The following is an 18398-nucleotide window of genomic DNA, read 5'->3' on the forward strand; positions in this document are numbered from 1 at the left end:
GTCAGGCGCCCGCGAACTCCCAGTGCCACGCCTCCGGCAGCGATCCGCCCTGGCGGGCCCACGACGGGTGGATCCACCCGTGGCGAGGGCCGTTCGACTGCATCCAGGTGTGAGCCTCCGTGCCGAAGCGGTTGATGCCACCGCCCAGATCCATCGCCAGCCCCCACCCGTGGTTCGAGGTCCCCGGCGCGGCCGCCATGCGCCCCTTCCTCCGCTTCAGGATCACCTGCGTGTCGTAGTCGCGATACGAGTCGGTGACAGAGATCGGTGTGCCGAACCGCTGCGCGTACGCGTGGCTCATCTCGTCGAAGGCGCGTGCGGCGTCGCAGCGCAGGAGGTGTCCTGGTGCAGTCTGCACCGCGCAGAGTGCGACGGCGGGGATCCGTCCGTTGCGGTGCCCGCCCCACGGTCCTGCGCCGGAGCGTCCGGAATCGTGCGGGACCTCCGGGAGCTCTTCGGGCGCCTGAGCCTCAGGCAGCAGGATGACGTCGCCCCGGCCGAAGAACGGCATGGGATCGACGTATTCGGTCTTCCGCCCCTGCGGCCACACCCCTACATGCACGCACCCCTCGGTGCAGTGCGGGGGAGAGGCGACCGTGCCGATCGGATGACCGGGATGCACCTCGTCGCCGGTGGTGACCGTGGCATCGACGTTCTCGACGCTCAGGACCCATGCACCCACCGTCACGCTCACGACCGGCTTTCCCGCGACGACGCCGGCGAAGCGCACCGTGCCGGCGGCGGGCGCACGGATCGTCTCCCCCGGAAGCGCCGCGAGATCGACGCCTCGGTGACCGGCGTGCCAATCATCGCCCGGGGGATCGAAGCCGCGCAGTACGGACGGCGACGGGACCAGGGCGATCCAGCCGGTGGGGTGCGCTGCCGGATGCGGCGCCGTCAGGCCGGCAGCCGGAGTGGGAGGACCGGCGGCGAGTCCGGGTTCGGCCTGAACGGTCAGACCCGGCGACACCGTCAGGAGGAAGCACGCCGCGACGGCGAGGAGCCGTCGCGCGAGGTGCTCCAGCGGGGCAGGACGCCCCAGGAGGGAGGATCGCAGCGGCAGGGGAGTGCGTGATACCGGAGAGGGCCGTCGGCGTGTGTCCATGTGCAGAGGGAAGCTCACACACAGCGCCGCGCCAAGAGTGCGACGACGACTGTGGACGGTGGGGCAGTCCTGCACAGGACCGCGTGCGCACGGACGGCGGTGCGGCCCGCAGCCGCAGTGCGCACGGCGGTCAGCGCATGACGGAGCGCGGCCCTCGCATCGGAGTCCGTGCCCCACCTCGCCGTTTGGTCCGCGGTGCGGAGCACAGTACGATACGGACAGCAGTACTGTGTCCGACTGCTCTCAGGATCCAGCCGTGCGACCCCGGTCGTGCCGCATGCTCCCGGGAGCGCGGTCGCGGACTGACTTCGCGCATCCGATCCATACGTTCCCGGCCGACGGTGCGAGCATCTGCTCGCCGGTGGGGATCGCGGGTGCCAGGCACGAACCGGAAACGCTGAAACGGATCCTTCCGCGCTCATCCCCCGATGTGGCCTCCACATCCAGGTGTGCGCGCGGGCGTCCGTCACTTCAGCCTGACAGACGTGCGCAGCCGCGGAAGCGGGGCGCACGTGGAAGGAGTCGTCGGCATGGCCGTCGTCACCATGCGCCAGCTGCTCGACAGCGGCGTCCACTTCGGACACCAGACCCGCCGTTGGAACCCGAAGATGAAGCGCTTCATCTTCACCGAGCGCAACGGCATCTACATCGTCGATCTCCAGCAGACGCTGGGGTACATCGATTCCGCGTACGACTTCGTGCGGGAGACCGTCGCCCACGGCGGATCCATCCTCTTCGTCGGTACGAAGAAGCAGGGCCAGGAATCCATCGCCGAGCAGGCCAAGCGCGTTGGCCAGCCCTACGTCAACCAGCGCTGGCTGGGCGGGATGCTCACGAACTTCCAGACGATCTCCGGACGCCTCGCGCGTCTGAAGGAGCTCGAGGAGATCGACTTCGATGACGTCGCATCGTCGATGTACACGAAGAAGGAGCTCCTCATCCTTCGTCGCGAGAAGGACAAGCTCGAGCGCACGCTCGGCGGCATCCGCGACATGCAGCGGACCCCGTCCGCCGTGTGGATCGTCGACACGAACAAGGAGCACCTCGCGGTCGACGAGGCGCGCAAGCTCGGCATCCCGATCATCGCGATCCTCGACACGAACTGCGACCCGGACCACGTCAACTACCCGGTCCCGGGCAATGACGACTCGATCCGCTCCGTCGGTCTGCTGACCCGTGTCATCGCGGATGCAGTCGCGGAGGGCCTCATCACCCGCCACGGTGTGGAAGAGGGCGGCGAGAAGAACGTCTCCGCCGTCGAGCCGATGCCGGAGTGGGAGCGCGAGATCCTCGAGGGATCGACCGATGAGTCGCCCGCTGCAGAGGCACCCGCTGCAGAGGCACCCGCAGCAGAAGCACCCGCAGCCGAGGCATCCACTGAAGCCGCGGCAGCCGACGCCGAGGCGACCGAAGCCTGATCGTTCCCGCCGGCAGCCGGCCCACCGGCCGGCTGCCGGCACAGACCTCCCAGAAGAAGGAGTGCGTATGGCCAACTACACCGCAGCTGACATCAAGGAGCTCCGCGAGAAGACCGGCGCGGGCATGATGGACGTCAAGAAGGCTCTCGACGAGGCCGACGGCGACCACGCGAAGGCGATCGAGGTCCTCCGTGTGAAGGGCCTCAAGGGCGCGACCAAGCGTGAAGGCCGCTCCACCTCCGACGGGCTCGTCGCGACGCACGTCGAAGGCGGCGTCGGCACGATGATCGAGTTCAACTCCGAGACGGACTTCGTCGCGAAGTCGGACAAGTTCATCGAGCTCGCGGACAGCATCCTCGCCCTCGCGGTCGAGCACGGCGCAACGGACGCGGAGTCCTTCTCCGCGCTGGAGATCGACGGCAAGCCCGTCTCGCAGATCATCACCGAAGGCGGTGCGTCGCTGGGTGAGAAGGTCGAGCTCAAGCGCGTCGTCCGTGTCGAGGGTGCGAAGGTCGAGTCCTACCTGCACCGCACGAACAAGGACCTGCCCCCGCAGGTCGGCGTGCTCCTGGCGTACGAGGGCGACGACGCGACTGCCGCGCATGACGTGGCCGTCCACATCGCCGCACTCACGCCCACCTACTTCTCACGCGAAGAGGTGCCGGCCGAACTGGTCGACAAGGAGCGTGCGATCGCTGAGGAGACTGCCCGCAACGAGGGCAAGCCCGAGCAGGCCGTGCCGAAGATCATCGAAGGTCGCGTGAACGGCTTCTTCAAGGAGAACGTCCTGCTGGACCAGGGCTTCGCCAAGGAGCCGAAGAAGTCCGTCGCCTCCGTCCTGGAGGAGGCCGGCGTCAAGGCCACAGGCTTCGTGCGCTTCCGCGTGGGCTCCTGATCAGGATCCTGTTCCCTCACTGAGGGAGCCTCGGCGGAGTCCCTCCGCCACGACAGGGCGGCACCCCCACGGGTGCCGCCCTGTCGGCATTCCGGATCGGTTCTCCGGCGCCCGCCGACGGCCGGTGCGCGCACCCGGTCGGTGACCGGTAGAATCGGCCGCGGTCCGCTGGGCGATGGCCCGTTCGAGTGGACCGCCAGCGGAATGGTGGCCCCCCGAGCTCGCAGGAGATACGACAATGAACCACACGCCGGTCCACACCTCATCCCGCGATGACGCCCCGTCGCTGCGGACTCACAAGAGGCGCGTCCTGCTCAAGCTGTCCGGCGAGGTGTTCGGCGGCGGCTCCGTCGGTGTGAATCCCGATGTCGTGTCGCAGGTGGCGCGTCAGATCGCGACGACCATCCCTGATGTCGAGGTGAGCATCGTCGTGGGCGGAGGCAATTTCTTCCGGGGCGCAGAGCTGTCGCAGCGCGGTATGGACCGCACGCGTGCGGACTACATGGGGATGCTCGGCACGGTGATGAACTGCCTCGCCCTGCAGGACTTCCTCGAGCAGGCGGGAGTGGATACGCGCGTGCAGACCGCGATCCCGATGTCGCAGGTCGCGGAGACCTACATTCCGCGGCGGGCGATCCGACACATGGAGAAGAACCGGATCGTCATCTTCGGTGCGGGCGCGGGGATGCCGTTCTTCTCGACGGACACCGTCGCCGCGCAGCGTGCGCTGGAGATCAGTGCGGACGAGGTCCTGATCGCGAAGAACGGGGTCGACGGCGTCTACGACGACGACCCCAGAAGCAATCCCGACGCGGTCAAGCTCGACACCCTCACCTACCAGGATGCCCTGGTGCGCGGACTCAAGGTCGTCGACGCGACCGCGTTCTCCCTCTGCATGGACAATGCGCTGCCGATGCGCGTGTTCGGTATGGAGGGCGACGGGTCCCTGGGCAGTGCCATCTCAGGCGAACCGATCGGAACGCTCGTCACCGCCTGAGCCTGCGGACGGCCCCGAGACCGTAGAATCGACACCAGCACAGACAGACCGTTATCCCTGCCGGCCGGAACAGCACGAGAAGCGACCGGGGTCCCGGCATGATCGAGGAATCGAGGACACCGTGATCAAAGAGACTCTCACCGAGGCCCGTCAGAAGATGGACAAGGCGATCGAGGTGACGCAGGAGGAGTTCGGCGCTGTGCGCACCGGCCGGGCGAACCCGGCGCTCTTCGCGAACCTGACCGTCGAGTACTACGGTTCGCCCACCCCGATGCAGCAGCTCGCATCGTTCCAGGTGCCGGAGGCCCGCACCGTCGTCATCACACCGTACGACCGCAGTGCGATGGGTGACATCGAGAACGCGCTGCGCAACTCCGACCTGGGTGCGAACCCGGCCAATGACGGCAACGTCATCCGCGTGGTGCTTCCGCAGCTCACAGAGGAGCGCCGCAAGGAGTACGTCAAGCTTGTGAAGACGAAGGCCGAGGACGGCAAGGTGTCCATCCGCAATATCCGCCGCAAGGCGAAGGAGGCCCTCGAGCGCATGTCCAAGGACGGCGACGTGGGCGAGGACGAGGCGGACCGCGGGATCAAGGAGCTCGACGAGATCACGAAGTCGAGGGCAGACGAGGTCGATCGTCTGCTCGATGCCAAGGAAGCCGAACTCCTCGAGGTCTGACGACACGTGGCAGAGACTCAGGATGCCGCGCATGCCGATGACCCTCCGCTCCCGTCACGGCGCGAGCTGCGACGGATCGCGGAAGAAGCGGATGCACGCGGCGAGGGGCCGCTGCCGCAGGAGGAGCTCCTGCGGCGCGCCGTCGCGTCCCGTGACGCCCCAGCGGGCGCGTCAGCGACGGGCGGATCCCCGGAGGACGGGGCCCGTCAGGGTGCGCACGCCGCTTCGGCACCGGTAGGCGCGGATACGGCTCCGGCACCGGTAGGCGCGGATGCTGCGGGAGGCCCGGTCGGTGCTCAGAGCGCGACCGGTGTCGCAGGGCCGACGACCGCAGGGATCCCGATCGGCCACGGATTCGTGACCCCTCCCTCCCGGAGCGGGGCACCTGCGGAGGAGACTCCGCAGCAGACCGAGCCCACCGACGACGGCGAGCCCAAGGACTACGGGAAGGCCGGCCGCAACCTGCCCGCCGCGATCGGCGTCGGCGTGGTGCTGGGCGGGTCCGTCCTCGCGTCGCTCATCTTCTATCCCCCCTCGTTCCTCATCATCGTGCTGGTCGGGGTGTGCCTGGCCATGTGGGAACTCGCGGAGGCGCTGTCGCGCTCCGGCGCCCACGTGTCGCGCATCCCGGTGATCGTCGCGAGCGCGTGCATGGTCCTGGCGACGTATGTCGGAGGTCGCGAGGCCCTGTGGGTCGCCTTCACGGCCGGGGCAGGTGCTGTCCTGCTCTTCGCGCTGCTGGAGAGGCGCACCGGGAACGCGGTCAAGGACGTGTGCCTGAGCCTCTTCGCACTCACCTACGTGGGCCTCATGGCCAGCCTCATCGTCTACCTGCTCACGCTGCCGGACGGGAACCTGCTGGTCATCTGCTTCCTGGCGGTCGTGGTCGCGAGTGACATCGGCGGCTACATCGCGGGGGTCCTCTTCGGCAAGCACCCGATCGCTCCGTCGATCTCCCCCAAGAAGTCGTGGGAGGGCTACGCCGGGTCGGCTCTGCTGTCCACTGCGGTGGGCGTCGGGATGGCGATCTGGACCTTCGGCGCTCCGATGTGGACGGGGATCGCCCTCGGCGTGCTGGTACCCGCCTTCGCCACCCTGGGCGACTTCTCCGAATCGATGATCAAACGGGATCTGGAGCTCAAGGACATGGGCTCGCTCCTGCCGGGGCACGGCGGGGTCATGGACCGTCTCGACTCGATCCTGCCGACCGCACCGATCGCGCTCGTCCTCTTCAGCTTCCTGCCCGGCTTCGTGGACTGACGGGTATCTCCCAGGTGCGTGCCGGACGACGTCCCCTGTCAGAATCCCACGAACATGCGATGATGGGTGCATATGTCTGAGACCACTCCCTCCTCGGTGCCCAGGCGGACCTCCTCCCGGAAGCAGGTCCGTCCCATCGTCGAACACGAAGACGGGACGACGTCGAGCACGCCGACCCGCAGTGGACGACCCCTCCTCGACTTCCGCGGCCCCCGCGTCTCGCAGCCGCCTCAGCACCTTGCGGACCTGTCGATGGACGAGCGCATCGCCGCGGTGCAGGAGATGGGACTGCCCGCCTTCCGCGCGAAGCAGCTCTCCACCCACTACTTCGTCCACCATTCCTCGGATGTCGAGCAGATGACCGACCTGCCGAAGGACAGTCGTGCAGAGCTGGGCGAGAAGTTCTTCCCGCCCCTGCTCACGGAGGTCCACCGTCTGAAGACGGGCAATGGCGACACGATCAAGTTCCTCTGGCGGCTGTTCGACGGCTCCCTCGTCGAATCGGTCCTCATGCGGTACCGCAGCAGGATCACCCTGTGCGTGTCCTCGCAGTGCGGCTGCGGGATGAACTGCCCGTTCTGCGCGACGGGTCAGCAGGGACTCACCCGCAACATGTCTGCCGCGGAGATCGTCGACCAGGTGGTGCGCGCGAACCAGGTGATCGCCGCGGGTGAACTCGCCGACACCTCTGACGAGGACCGCAATCTCCTCGGGGAGACCGCGGCCGGCGTCGGAGACGAGTCCGGCGGCGAGGGTGCCTCGTCGACGTCGCCGACCGGCACTGCGGCAGGCGCGAGCCCGACCGCCTCCGGCGGTTCGGCGGAGCGGGTCACGAACATCGTCTTCATGGGGATGGGCGAGCCGCTGGCCAACTACAAGCGGGTCATGAACGCGGTGCGCCGCTTCGTGGAGCCGGGACCGTCGGGACTGGGCATGTCCGCTCGCCGGATCACGATCTCGACCGTGGGGCTGGTGCCCGGCATCAACAAGCTCGCGATGGAGGAGATCCCGGTGACGTTCGCACTGTCGCTGCATGCTCCGGACGACGGGCTGCGCAACGAGATGATCCCCGTGAACACTCGCTGGAATGCGGATGAGGCGATCGACGCGGCGTACGCGTACTACAAGACGTCGGGCAGGCGGGTGAGCATCGAGTACGCGCTCATCAAGGACATGAACGACCACGCGTGGCGTGCGGGACTGCTCGCGAAGAAGCTCAACGCACGTGGTCGCGGCTGGGTCCATGTGAACCCCATTCCGCTCAACCCGACGCCGGGGTCGGTGTGGACTGCGAGCGAGCCGGACGTCGCAGCGGAGTTCGTCCGGGTCCTCCGCGATGCGGGCGTGCCCACGACGATCCGCGACACCCGCGGCAAGGACATCGACGGTGCGTGCGGGCAGCTCGCCACCTCGCAGCAGGACGACGACGCTGGCACGGCGGACTGAGGAGACTGAGGAGAGGGATGGACACCAACTTTCCCCGCATGACGGGCTGGAAGTCCGGCTACGATCCGGCCCAGGTCGACAGCTTCTTCCGCCGCGCGCGGGAGTCCTACAACAGGGACGCCCCGCAGCCGGGCGACCTGGATGCACGCGCTGTGCGCACCGTCGGCTTCGACCTGGTGCGCAAGGGCTACCACGTGGGGGTCGTCGACGCAGCGCTCGATCGGCTCGAGGACGCCTTCGCGAAGCAGGCGCGCGACCGCATGGTCTCGCAGGCCGGTCATGATGCCTGGATCCAGGAGCTCACGCGCGCTGCGGGTTCCCTCCGGGGACGGCTCGAGCGGGCGACGGGCGAACGGTTCAACCGGACGGAGAAGGGTGAGGTCGGGTATGACGTCGGCGAAGTCGACGACCTGTGCGATCGCATCCACGCCTACTTCACCCAGGGCAGGCCGATGAGCGTCGACGAGGTGCGGCGCGTGCTGTTCCGCACGCGCAAGGGCGAGGCTGCATACAGTGAGGACCAGGTCGATGCATTCATCGACCGGGTCGTCGAAGTGATGGCGAGTGTGGACTGAGCGTGAGTGACGTGCAAGAGACATCCGCGGGTGCGGAGACGCCCGCCGCGCAGGTCGATCCGACCTTCGATCTGCTCGATCGCCCTGTGGCGCTGGAGGGTGCCGACGACATCATCCTCTCCGCCCCCGCACCGGACACCCCCACGGTCGACGGCCGTCGGGTCGAGGATCCACGGCTGATCGAGGCGCTGTCCGTCCCGCAGGAGTTCACCCGTGCGGACGTGCTGGACCGGGTGGCGAAGCTCGGCGGAGTGCTCCGTGTGCTGGGCGGTGACGGCGCGTCGAAGCTCCTCGTCTCCTCGGACGTGCCGGAGCCGGCCCGTACCTTCGCGGTGCTGGCGGGGGTGCGCATCGGTCTGGTCGTCGAGCTCCCGGTCGCAGCCGCCGACGGCGCATCGTCGGTGACGAGGCCCGTCGTCGACGCCGAGACGCTCACGATCCGTGCGCACCGCGACGGTGAGGAGACCGCGGAGGAGAGCCCTCACGCGTTCAAGACCGCTGTCCGCACCGTGCGTTCGCACTTCGAGGGCGTGGCCGTCGAAGGCGGGGGACAGGCACGCGACCTGGACCGCCTGGCGCGCGACTCGCGGATCGTGCCCGCACCCTCCCGACGGCGCGACGGGTCTCGTCGGGCGCTGGTCATCGACGGCGAGGACGTGCTGCTCGCCGATGTCGCGCAGCACCTGCAGGGGCTTCTGCGGACGAACGGAGCAGACGGACTCTAGCGGGCACTCCGCCTGCCCTCCACGGGGAACGATCACGTCGACCGCGTGCCCGTTCGCTGCGGCTCACGTGCGCGGCGCGACTCCGATCGTCCACTGCAGCTCGTCTGGGGCGTATCCGCTCACCAGGTGGGCGCCGGCGAGCCGTGCCTTGTAGACCCAGGGATTGTGGCTCGCGACAGTGCGCGCGTTCCGCCAATGGCGGTCCAGCGCGGCGGACTCCCGCACCGCTGAAGCGCCCAGCGCGTCGAACGCCCGGGTGGCCGCCGCGGGTACCAGCTGGGACAGGACTACCTGGGCGCGGGCGGAGGTGAGCTCCGCATCGGCGCCCACCTCCGCTCGGATCCCCGCATCGCCCCGCTCGACGTCGTGGGCGCGCTGCAGGGCGCGGGCCGCATCCTGGGTGAGGGCCTCGGCGGCCTGCGCGGTCGCGGCGAGGTGACCCACGACCTCGAGGAGCTGGGGATCATCCTGCGGCCGGTCGGCATTGCCATGGGAGTACGTGCGTGCCCGGTCACGCACGGACGATGCTGTCTCCCGGGCCACCGCCCGCGCGATGCCGGCGTGCGTGGCGAGGAGGACGACCTGGTACAGCGCCGTCTGGTAGCTGAACCGATCGGAGAAGGGCCTCACGTCCTCGCGCGGCACGCGGGCGCTGGAGAAGACAGCGGTGCCCGTCCCCGTGGTGCGCTGTCCGAATCCGTCCCAGTCGTCGGAGACACGCACGCCGTCCTGCGCGAGCGGCACGAGGGCGATGCGCAGCGTGCCGTCGGGCCCCGCGGCGGTGGTGTCGGAGTAGTCGGCGAAGATCGACCCCGTCGTGTAGAACTTCCGCCCGTCGACGATCGCGTCGGGCGAACCGTCGTCGCTGCTGATCGTCGTGGCGGTCACGCCCCTCGTGACGTCGCCGATCTCGGACCACGCATTGCCGATCACCGCCCCGTCCGCGAGGCGGCGGGTCCACCTGTTCCGGAACACGGGGTCGACCGTGGTGAGAACGTCCTCGACGAAGGCGATGTGTCCCCGCCAGATCTGGGCGAGGTTGGAGTCGGCCGCCGCGAGCTCCGTGAGCACCGCTGCCGTCTGCGGTAGGTCGGCGCCGAAGCCGCCGGCCGCCTGCGGCAGACGCAGCCGTCCGAAGCCCAGTCGTGCGAGGTCCGCGACGTGGGAGCGGGGCAGCGAGCGCGTGCGGTCGCGGCTGACAGCGTCCTCGCGGATCCGTGCGAACGCCTCGGCGAAGTGCGCGAGCAGGCGCGCAGTCGTCGTGGTGCCGGGTCCGTGCGAGTCCAGACCGCGGCTCGCGTCTGCGGCCGGCGCGGGCTCTGGCTGGTCGGTGGTCCGTGAGGTGGCCTGTGCGGCTGTCATGATGAGCTCCCTGTCGTCGAGGTGATGTCCTGGACGGTACGAGGACTGCAGCGCAGCACGAGGCGATGGGCTCACAGAACGACGCGATGCGACACGCGACGCCGCACGGGGACCGGCAGCGTCACACGAGGAGTCACAGGAGGCGTCACACGAGGATCAGGGCAGACGCGTGCCCCGCACCAGGCCGATCAGCCGGTCGATGACCTCCGTGCCGGACGCGCGGATCCCGTTGTGCTCCCACTCGTTCGTCACCCAGGGGGTGAGAGCCGGGACGAGCGCCGCGGTCTCCAGCGAGAACCGGGTGGGCACGTACGCATCGTCGAAGTAGACGATCGCGGCGGACGGGACCCGGACCTCGGCGAGGCTCTGCGGGTCGTACAGCGACGGCCACGTGTGCTCGGCGACGCAGTGGGCGATGTCCTTCCATCCGGCGAGCTCCGTGTCCTCGTCGAAGAGACCCGGATGGACGTGCTCCCCGCCCAGCAGCGTCGGATCCGCTCGGATGTCGTCGGGCATGGTCCGTTCGGCGGCCCACCGGGTGGCGTGGCCGTCGGCCATCGACGATTCGTGGATCACGGCATAGAGCGGATTGCGGCCTCCGTACGGCAGTGCCGCGGCGAGGTCGTGCCGGAAGGCGGGGCCGCGGTGGTCCAGCCCCAGCAGCCAGTGCAGCTGCTCCGCACCGCCGGTCGCACCCAGTCGATGGCCCACGGAGCGCAGTCGTGCGGGGGACACCGCGTCGCCGTTCGGCAGGCGGATCGCCCCGTCATCGGCGAGGTCCGCAAGCTGCTCCATGCGTTCCCGGTCGCCGGGGAAGCGGCGGTAGAACGCGAGCGATTTGCGGCGCATGATCTCCCACGTCGTCGAATACACCTCATCGGGAGTCCGTCCCACCGCAGGCAGGCCGCCGGTGATGATCGCGCCGGAGAGCGTCTCGGGTCGGGTGGACATCCAGTGCAGCGTCGTGAAGCCGCCGAACGACTGCCCGATGGGCGTGACGGTCCCACCGCCCAGATGAGCGAGCACGTCGAGCGAGTCTTCGACGATGGCGTCCGCGCGGAAATGCGTGAGGTACTCCGCCGCCGCCGCGGGATCGGCTGTGCGCAGGGTCGCGTGTGACGATCCCGCCGCCGCGATGCCGGCCGGCGTGGACCCGGCCCGCAGCTCGGCGGCGGATCCGGTGGCCTCCGGCTGCAGTCCCGGGGCGGGCGTGTCGAGGCCCAGCGGCGTGGAGCGCCCGGTGCCGCGCTGGTCGAGCAGGATGAGGCGGTAGTCCTCGAGGACCCGCGGCAGCCAGGAGGGCGACGCGGGCTCGAGCGAGGGACGCGGCGCCTCGACTCCGGGCCCGCCCTGCAGATAGACCGCGAAGGGCCGGTCCTCGCCGCCGTGGGCGGTGACGACGCGGGCGAACACCTCGATCGTGCCGCGCTGCGGGCGTGAGCGGTCGAGGGGGAGGTCGAGCGCGACCTCGCGGACGCGGAGTCCGGGGAGGTCGTAGGCGAGGTCGGTGGGCATGCCGCTCACCCTACTCCGGCATCGTCCGCACCAGACGGCGTCTCAGCCCTTGATGCGGGACCCGTGCCCCTCCCACTCCTTCTCACGCAGCGTGTACTTCTGGATCTTGCCCGTGGACGTCTTGGGCAGAGCCGGGAGGAACTCGAACACCCTGGGCGTCTTGTAGCGTGCCAGGCGGTCACGGAGGAAGTCGGACATGACCTCGTCCGTGGCGGCGGAGCCCTCCCTGAGGACGACGAAGGCCTTGGGGCGCTCTCCCCACCTGTCGTCGGGGATGCCCACGACCGCGACGTCCTCGACGTCCGGGTGCGCGGCGATCGCCTGCTCGACCTCGATGGTGGAGATGTTCTCGCCACCGGACACGACGACGTCCTTGGCCCGGTCGCGCAGCTCGACGTAGCCGTCAGCGTGCATGACGCCCAGATCGCCGGAGTGGAACCAGCCGCCGGCGAACGCGGCGGCCGTGGCGGCCTCGTCGTCGTAGTAGCCCTTCATGACGTTGTTGCCGCGCATGACGACCTCGCCCATCGTCGTGGCATCAGCAGGCACGTCGATCAGTTCGTCGCCGTCGACGTCGGTCCGGATCACACGCACGCGGTCCGCGGTGAGCATGCCGACACCCTGGCGTGCGAGCTTCGCGGAGCGGGTCTCGCCGTCCAGTTCCCTCCACGATTCCTGCCACTCGCACACCGTATAGGGCCCGTAGGTCTCCGTGAGTCCGTAGACGTGGACGATCTCGAAGCCCATGTCTGCCATGCGGGACAGCATGGACGGGCTGGGCGGTGCCGCAGCCGTCGTGATGACGAGGCGGTGGTCGAGGTCGTGGGCCTCGTCCGCGTCCATGATCGTGGACACGACGGTGGGGGCGCCGTTGAGGTGGGTGATCCCGTGGGTGTCGATGAGGTCCCAGATGACGGGTCCGCGGACGTCGCGCAGGCAGACCTGGAGACCGCCGGCGGCTGCGAGCGCCCATCCTGTGCACCAGCCGCTGCAGTGGAACATCGGCAGCGTCCACAGGTAGACGGAGTCCTTGCCGAAGCCGGAATGGATGATCTCGGACAGGGCGTTGAGGTACGCACCGCGGTGGGAGTACATGACGCCCTTGGGCCGACCGGTGGTGCCCGAGGTGTAGTTGATCGAGAGGGTCTGGTCCTCATCCGCGACGGTCCAGACGAGGTCGGTCTCGTCCTGATCGGCACCCGCCAGGAAGTCGTCGAGCGCCAGGACGCGGGTGCCCGCGGGGTTCGCACGGTTCAGAGGCTGATCCGCGTGCTGAGTGTCCTCGGCCAGGACGATGGAGAGGACCGACTCGAGCTCGGGGGCGACCTGCGTGATATCCGGCCAGTAGACGGTGTCCAGGACGAGCGCCTTCGCGCCGGAGTGGTCGCAGATATAGCGGACCTCTTCGGGGGCGAGGCGCGTATTGATCGATACCAGCACCGCGTCGATGAGCGGCACCGCGAACTGTGCGATGAGCATCTCCGGCAGGTTCGGCATCATGTAGGCGACCCGGTCGCCGGGCTGGATCCCGGCGGCGCGCAGCGCACGTGCGCGCTGCTCGACGGCTTCGTGCAGCTGGGCGAAGGTCCAGGTGTCGTCGCCGTACGCCACGGCCTGCTTGTCCGGGTACACGGCTGCCGACCTCGCAAGGAAGGTGAGCGGAGTCAGTTCGGTCTTCCAGGTCTCCATGGCGTCCTCTCGTCGGGGGTGCCGCGCGACCGCGGCATCGTGCTGCATCCTCGCAGGCATCCTAATCCGTCTGCGTGGTGCGGGGTCGCTCCGTGTCTCCGCCTGCACGAGCCGGTCTGCGCGGGAGTCGCGTGACCCTCCCGCTGCCGCAGCAGCCTTGCGGATCAATATGCCTTGTCGAGAGAATGAGCCATGGCAGTCGTGCTGAGATCTCTGGAGACAGCAGTCCCCGACACCGTCCTGATCCAGGACGAGGTGCGTGACGTGTTCGCGTCGCAGCCGGACGTGAGCGACCTTGCCAAGCGTCTGGTGAGTGCGGCATTCAACTCCTCGGGGATCGAGCGCCGCCGCAGCGCGGTGACGGAGATGGACTTCTCCACGCCCGTCGACTCGCCGCAGTTCTTCGAACGGGACACGGGTCGCATCCTGAATCCTTCGACCGGAGCCCGCAACGAGGTCTACGTCCGCGGGGCCACAGAGCTCTTCGTCGAGGCGGCGACCGCAGCCGTCGACGCGTGCGACGGCCTGGAACGCTCCGACGTCACTCACGTCATCACGGTCTCCTGCACAGGATTCTTCTCACCGGGCCCGGACTACCGCATCGTGAGGGAGGTCGGCCTGGATCCCGCGGTGAAGCGATGCCACCTGGGCTTCATGGGCTGCTACGCGGCCTTCCCCGCTCTGCGCCAGGCGACGACCATCTGCGAAGCGGACCCGGATGCCGTCGTCCTCGTCGTGAGCGCAGAGCTGTGCAGCATCCACGTCCGGGTCTCCGACGACCCGGACACCATCCTCGGGTCGTCGCTGTTCGGCGACGGCGCGGCTGCGGCAGTCGTCACCGGCCGGGGGCCGGGGCCGGGCCGGGCCCTGCAGCTCGACCACTTCGAGACGGTGCTCACACCCGTCGGAGAAGAGGCGATGGCCTGGAACATCGGCGACAACGGCTTCGAGATGGTGCTGGGGACGTACGTGCCGAAGATCATCGACGCCCACATCGTCGACGCCCTGGCACCGCTCCTGGCCCACGATGCGCTCGTGGCCGGTCGGGACTGCAGCGAGATCGAGCACTGGGCGATACACCCCGGCGGGCGCAGCATCCTCGACCGGGTGGAGAAGAGGCTCCGACTGCGGCCCGAGCAGCTCTCGCCGTCCCGGCGCGTGCTGCGCGACTACGGGAACATGAGCAGCGCGACCGTGATGTTCGTGCTCAAGGAGATTCTGGATGATCCGGCTGCGTCGGCGGGCGAACGCATCTGCGGGATGGCCTTCGGTCCGGGGCTGACTGTGGAATCGGCGCTGTTCACGACCATCGGCGAGACCACGGCCGTCGGCGAGCTGCAGTGATCCTGCCGGATCTTCGCACCCGTGACACTGCCGTGCGCGAGTCGATGGACGACCCTCACTGCGACCCGGCGATGCTCGATCGCACGTACGCGCAGTTCGGTGTCGTGAACGCACTCGTCGCGGGCTGGAAGCGGTCCTACCGTCAGCACCTGCGGCCTCTCCTCAGCCGAGGCCGGGTGAATACCCTGCTCGACATCGGATCCGGCGGGGGAGACGTCGCACGCTCGATCGCCGGCTGGGCTCGACGCGACGGCCTCGCTCTCGACGTCACGGCGGCGGATCCTGATGAGCGTGCCCATGCCTGGGCGCTCGGACGTCAGCCGTCGCCCGGTCTGGAGTTCCGCCAGGCGTTCAGCTCCGACCTCGTCGCAGAGGGGCGGACCTTCGACCTGGTGATCTCGAACCATCTGCTGCACCATCTCGATGACGAGCAGTTCAGATCGGTACTCGACGACTCGGAGAAGCTCGCCCGACTCCGTGCCGTCCACAGTGACATCCACCGCAGCCGTGCCGCCTACGTCGTCTTCTCGAACGGGACCCGTCCCGTCTTCCGCCGGTCGTTCATCCGCGCCGACGGCCTGGTCTCGATCCGGCGCAGCCATACCGCGCGTGAGCTGCGGGCAGCGGCTCCTCCCGGCTGGCGTGTCCAGCGCCAGGCTCCCTGGCGGAACCTGCTGATCCACGATGCAGCGGATGCCGTCGGAGTGTGAGCGATGTGACGGACTGCGAGGTGCTCATCGTCGGGGCGGGCCCGTCGGGGCTGGTGCTCGCCTGCCTGCTGGCGCAGGAGGGAGTGGACGTGGCCGTCGTCGACAGGCGCAGCCAGCCGCGGGGGTACTCACGGGCCATCGGCCTGCATCCGCCGGCGCTGGCCGTGCTGGAGCTGATCGGACTCGAGGGAGCCGTCCGAGCAGAAGGACTGCACGTCCGCTCGGGCGTCGCCCGCAGTCGTGGTCGCACGCTGGGCAGTCTCAGCTTCGAGAAGGCGTGGCCGGAGAGGCCCTTCGTGCTCACACTGCCGCAGAACCGCACGGAAGCCCTGCTGAGGGGGCGGTTGGCGCAGGTGGCGCCGGAAGCCCTCCGGCTCGGGTGGGAGATTACCGACCTCACCGAAGAGGACGACGGGGTGACGGCCGCCGCCATCGCATCCCCCGATCGGCACCCGGCACCGGGACCGAAGCCGTCACGAGCCTGGCGGGCCCGCGTCCTCGTGGGTGCCGACGGGCCGCGCAGCACGGTCCGCCGGCACGGGGGGATCGGCACACGGACACGGGAGATGCCCGATACGTACCTCATGGGTGACTTCCCCGCCCTCACGGGCCCCTCTCCGCCCTCGGATGCCGCAGCCTCCAGCACGGCCGTCGTGCATCTGGAGCCGGGTGGGGTGGTCGAAGCGTTCCCCCTCCCCGGCGGCAGCCGTCGGTGGGTCGCCCACACGGGAACGCGACTGGTGGAGCCGTCAGCTGCGCTCCTCTCCCGCATCGTCGGCGACCGGACGGGTGAGCACCTGGATCCGGCCTCGGCGACCATGGCCAGCGCGTTCTCGGTGCGACGGAGGATCGCCGAGCGCATGGTCCGCGGCAGGAGTGTCCTCATCGGCGACGCCGCCCACGAGCTCAGTCCGATCGGGGGACAGGGGATGACGCTGGGCTGGTTGGACACGGCCCAGCTGGCCCCGCTGATCCTGAGGGCACTCACCCACGGGGGGCCTCTCGACCGGTCCCGGGGAATCGAGGAGTTCGAGCAGGACCGCCTGCGCAGCGCACGGAGGGCGGCGCGACAGGCCGAGCTCAACACGATGCTCGGTCGGCCGATGGGCATGCCGGCCGCAGCCGCGCGGGAAGTCCTGCTCCGAGGCATGCTCGGCACACCCGCTCGCCTCGCGCTCGCCCGGGCCTTCACGATGCGCGGGTCCTCACCGCCAGGACTCCCACCGTCGAGGGCGACCGGACGTTCTCACCACGGCCGGGGAGACGCCCTCCGTTCCAGCTGAACGGTTCCAGCTGAACGGTTCCCACTGAACAGAGCCGCATGGGTGCGGACCGGCCCCGAACCATATGGTTCAGGGCCGGTCCGCACCCACGCGCTGAGTGGGGCGGGAGGGGAGTCCGCGTCAGTTCGCGAAGGCGTTGATACCGGTCATCGCACGACCCAGCGTGAGCTGGTGGACCTCGTGGGTGCCCTCGTAGGTGAGGACGGTCTCGAGGTTGATCGCGTGCCGCAGCGGCGAGTACTCGCTGGTGATGCCCGACCCGCCGAACAGTGCGCGCAGGTCGCGGGCGATGTTCATGGCGGTGTCGACGTTGACCATCTTGCCCAGGCTGATCTGCTCGGGACGCACGCCGGCGGCGGAGTCCTTGAGCCGCCCGATGTGTGCGGCCGTGAGCGTGATCGCCGAGTACTCCCCGAACGCCTTGGCGAGCTTCTGCTGCGAGATCTGGAAGGACGACAGCGGGCGGTCGAACTGGATGCGCGTGTCGGTGTAGCGCAGTGCCTCCTCCAGGGAGTCGCGCGCGGCGCCGGTCACGCCGAAGACGATGCCGTAGCGCGCCTCGGACAGTGCCGACAGCGGCCCCTTGAGGCCGGACGCCTTCGGCAGCATGGCGGATTCCGGCAGGCGCACGTTGTCGAGCACGATCTCTCCGGTGATCGACGCGCGCAGCGACAGCTTCCGCTGCACCTCCGGCGTCTCCACACCGGGGGTGTCGGTGGGCACGACGAATCCGCGGACCACGCCCTTCTCGCCCGTCTTCTCATCGACCTCGTCCGTCTTGGCCCAGACGACCATGACGTCGGAGACGGGCGAGTTCGTGATCCACATCTTCGCGCCGTTGAGGATCCAGTCGGAGCCGTCCTTCGTCGCGCGGGTCTTCATGCCCGCAGGATCGGATCCGACGTCCGGCTCCGTGAGGCCGAAGCAGCCGATCGCCCGGCCGGCGGCCATCTGCGGCAGCCATTCCTGCTTCTGCTCCTCCGACCCCCAGTGATGGATCGAGAACATCGCGAGCGAGCCCTGGACGCTGACGAGCGAGCGCAGGCCGGAGTCCACGGCTTCGAGCTCACGGCAGGCCAGACCGTACTGCGTCGCGGTGGAGCCGGCGCACTCGTACCCCTCGAGGTGCATGCCGAGCACACCCAGCTCGCCGAGGCCCTCTGCCAGTTCCCGTGCGGGGATGGTGCCGTCGAGGTACCAGTCACCGATGTTGTCCCGGACGTGCTCGTTCAGCCAGCTGCGGACCACCCCCGCCCACTCCAGATCCTCCTTCTCGAAGATCTCATCGACCTGCAGGATCTCGTCCGGTGTCTTGGTCTTCCCCTTGGTGACGGCCATGTGGGCGTCCTTCCTCTCGATCACTGCGGGACCTCGCGGCGCCGCAGTGAGGTCCCC

Annotated in this window: 16 protein-coding genes; 11 read left to right on the forward strand and 5 right to left on the reverse strand. The window is 69.1% G+C overall.

What is annotated here, in order from left to right:
- Position 1: 1 nt before the first annotated feature.
- Entirely contained in the window at positions 2 to 1105 is a 1104-nt protein-coding gene (locus BJEO58_RS04335; RefSeq protein ID WP_101588050.1) for a D-alanyl-D-alanine carboxypeptidase family protein, read from the reverse strand.
- Positions 1106 to 1635: 530 nt separating this feature from the next.
- Between BJEO58_RS04335 and rpsB the strand changes: the two genes are divergently transcribed.
- From rpsB to BJEO58_RS04375, 8 genes are all read left to right on the forward strand, one after another.
- On the forward strand, positions 1636 to 2523 hold the full coding sequence (gene rpsB, locus BJEO58_RS04340; protein ID WP_101588051.1) for a 30S ribosomal protein S2: 888 nt from the start codon (positions 1636 to 1638) through the stop codon (positions 2521 to 2523).
- 67 nt (positions 2524 to 2590) lie between these two features.
- The gene (gene tsf, locus BJEO58_RS04345) at positions 2591 to 3418 is read left to right on the forward strand and encodes a translation elongation factor Ts (RefSeq protein WP_101588053.1); all 828 of its coding nucleotides are present in this window, start codon (positions 2591 to 2593) and stop codon (positions 3416 to 3418) included.
- A gap of 238 nt (positions 3419 to 3656) precedes the next feature.
- A complete protein-coding gene (gene pyrH, locus BJEO58_RS04350) occupies positions 3657 to 4415 on the forward strand; it encodes a UMP kinase (protein ID WP_101588054.1) in 759 nt (252 codons plus the stop codon).
- A gap of 121 nt (positions 4416 to 4536) precedes the next feature.
- Complete coding sequence (gene frr / locus BJEO58_RS04355; protein WP_101588056.1) at positions 4537 to 5094, forward strand: ribosome recycling factor; 558 nt, start codon at positions 4537 to 4539, stop codon at positions 5092 to 5094.
- 6 nt (positions 5095 to 5100) lie between these two features.
- A complete protein-coding gene (locus BJEO58_RS15310) occupies positions 5101 to 6354 on the forward strand; it encodes a phosphatidate cytidylyltransferase (protein ID WP_308297854.1) in 1254 nt (417 codons plus the stop codon).
- Between the two features lie 72 nt (positions 6355 to 6426).
- A complete protein-coding gene (gene rlmN, locus BJEO58_RS04365) occupies positions 6427 to 7800 on the forward strand; it encodes a 23S rRNA (adenine(2503)-C(2))-methyltransferase RlmN (protein WP_101588057.1) in 1374 nt (457 codons plus the stop codon).
- Between the two features lie 17 nt (positions 7801 to 7817).
- Positions 7818 to 8375 (forward strand): DivIVA domain-containing protein, encoded by a 558-nt coding sequence (locus tag BJEO58_RS04370; protein ID WP_101588059.1) that lies wholly within the window; start codon positions 7818 to 7820, stop codon positions 8373 to 8375.
- A 2-nt stretch (positions 8376 to 8377) separates the two neighbouring features.
- Positions 8378 to 9100, forward strand: a complete 723-nt coding sequence (locus BJEO58_RS04375) for a hypothetical protein (protein WP_101588060.1) — start codon at positions 8378 to 8380, stop codon at positions 9098 to 9100.
- 63 nt (positions 9101 to 9163) lie between these two features.
- Here the strand turns inward: BJEO58_RS04375 and BJEO58_RS04380 are convergent, their stop codons facing one another.
- The 3 genes from BJEO58_RS04380 to BJEO58_RS04390 form a co-directional block, all read right to left on the reverse strand.
- Entirely contained in the window at positions 9164 to 10462 is a 1299-nt protein-coding gene (locus tag BJEO58_RS04380; protein ID WP_101588062.1) for an acyl-CoA dehydrogenase family protein, read from the reverse strand.
- Between the two features lie 156 nt (positions 10463 to 10618).
- Positions 10619 to 11977, reverse strand: a complete 1359-nt coding sequence (locus tag BJEO58_RS04385) for an alpha/beta fold hydrolase (protein WP_101588223.1) — start codon at positions 11975 to 11977, stop codon at positions 10619 to 10621.
- A 42-nt stretch (positions 11978 to 12019) separates the two neighbouring features.
- Positions 12020 to 13666 carry a long-chain-fatty-acid--CoA ligase gene (locus BJEO58_RS04390; protein ID WP_101588225.1) on the reverse strand — a complete coding sequence of 549 codons (1647 nt, stop codon included), beginning with the start codon at positions 13664 to 13666 and terminating at the stop codon, positions 12020 to 12022.
- A gap of 192 nt (positions 13667 to 13858) precedes the next feature.
- On the opposite strand from BJEO58_RS04390, the gene BJEO58_RS04395 reads away from it, so the two are divergent.
- The 3 genes from BJEO58_RS04395 to BJEO58_RS04405 are packed head-to-tail and all read left to right on the forward strand — an operon-like array spanning position 13859 to position 17003.
- Entirely contained in the window at positions 13859 to 15010 is a 1152-nt protein-coding gene (locus BJEO58_RS04395) for a type III polyketide synthase (RefSeq protein ID WP_101588064.1), read from the forward strand.
- Between the two features lie 32 nt (positions 15011 to 15042).
- Entirely contained in the window at positions 15043 to 15720 is a 678-nt protein-coding gene (locus tag BJEO58_RS04400) for a class I SAM-dependent methyltransferase (protein WP_246075967.1), read from the forward strand.
- Complete coding sequence (locus BJEO58_RS04405; protein ID WP_219617065.1) at positions 15717 to 17003, forward strand: FAD-dependent oxidoreductase; 1287 nt, start codon at positions 15717 to 15719, stop codon at positions 17001 to 17003. The genes BJEO58_RS04400 and BJEO58_RS04405 overlap by 4 nt, the downstream gene beginning before the upstream one ends.
- A 120-nt stretch (positions 17004 to 17123) precedes the next feature.
- Here BJEO58_RS04405 and BJEO58_RS04410 read toward each other — a convergent pair whose 3' ends face one another.
- Positions 17124 to 18341: an acyl-CoA dehydrogenase family protein gene (locus BJEO58_RS04410; protein ID WP_101588067.1), complete on the reverse strand. Its 1218-nt coding sequence runs from the start codon at positions 18339 to 18341 to the stop codon at positions 17124 to 17126.
- Between the last annotated feature and the right edge of the window lie 57 nt (positions 18342 to 18398).

Source organism: Brevibacterium jeotgali (genome assembly GCF_900169175.1).
Taxonomy (GTDB): domain Bacteria; phylum Actinomycetota; class Actinomycetes; order Actinomycetales; family Brevibacteriaceae; genus Brevibacterium; species Brevibacterium jeotgali.